The sequence below is a fragment of the Crenothrix polyspora genome, assembly GCF_900163755.1.
GTDB classification, from domain to species: domain Bacteria; phylum Pseudomonadota; class Gammaproteobacteria; order Methylococcales; family Methylomonadaceae; genus Crenothrix; species Crenothrix polyspora.
The window spans coordinates 1-1,177 of the sequence record NZ_FUKI01000012.1 but is presented as its reverse complement, the minus strand read 5'-3'; the positions used below and the strand labels follow the sequence as shown (position 1 = coordinate 1,177).

At 42.9% G+C, this 1,177-nt stretch carries 1 protein-coding gene; it reads right to left on the bottom strand.

Going from position 1 to position 1,177, the window contains the following annotated elements; translation table 11 throughout:
- Window positions 1-19: 19 nt before the first annotated feature.
- On the bottom strand, window positions 20-1,108 hold the full coding sequence (locus tag CRENPOLYSF2_RS00940) for an IS4 family transposase (protein WP_087142098.1): 1,089 nt from the start codon (window positions 1,106-1,108) through the stop codon (window positions 20-22).
- Window positions 1,109-1,177: the final 69 nt, after the last annotated feature.

Below are 1,177 nucleotides of genomic sequence, written 5' to 3'. Positions count from 1 at the left end.
CTCTGTACATGACAAAAAATTATAGCGATTGGCAACATTGTTTTAAATCAATAAATTGAAGCAAGTTCTGCAAGGCTTGTTCAAGCGAATAGGCAACGTTAAACAACGTATCACGGAGATAATCGAGACCAGCCCTGAAAATACTTTTTGCGGGGCGCTGGTGTTTTTTAATCTTTATCGCTTTGACGTTTTCATGTTGCCATTCCCCAGTCCGATGCGCCCAGCAATAAGCAATGACAGGAACAACCAACAGCCGCTTGATGCGCAGGCGGCTGATGATGTGGGTATCTTCAAGGTTGAAGCCCCGCCCTTTGAGGCAAGAAAATAACGTCTCGATTTGCCAACGCTCTTTGTAAACCTCAATCGCGTTGTCACCGAGCCAGTTAGTGGCGACAATCAACAGCTCGCCATCCTGAAGGCGTAATCCCGATAGATACACCTTTATGCCTGTCATCTTCCTTGCGTCAGGCAAAGTTAGTTTTTCACCGGGTTTCAAGAACATGAACAATTTTTTAGCTTGCACTTCAATGCCTTGGCTATTGGGCACTTTGGCATCTTTTTTGATGCGGATATCAAAAAGGATGCCTTCGCTATCCAGCCATTTCAGCCACTTTTCCCCAATAAACTCCCTGTCGGCCAACACGCCACGTATGTGTTCTTTCCCAAATTGTTTGATAAAGCGCTTCATCAGGGCAATACGCTCACGGGTATTGGAGTTGCCCCTTTTATCCAGCAATATCCAGTACACGGGAATGGCCGTCCCTTTATAAGCGATGGCTAACATCAAGATATTGATGTTTTTCGATCCCCATTTCCAGTTTGTCCTATCCAATGTTAAGTAGTAATCATTTTCAACGAATTCAAACAGGTACATAATGAACCAGGCAACATTGTCAAATGACATAAAATGTCCGTCTATGAACCGTTGTATGCGACGATACCGTGATTCCTTCTGAGCGTCGCTTGGGAAGGCCGTAGCCAGCTCAGTTAAGTTGACACTCCTGATTTTTAATAAGGAAATCAGCATCCCCACAAAACAATCCATCCTGGCTTTGTTCCAGTTGAAATGTGAGTTTAGTAATCCAGATAGTGCTTCAATTTGTTCCATACTGATTTTCGTTTACAAAAACGAAAATTATATGACATTTCATTGGCTTATTTTTTTGTCATGTACAGA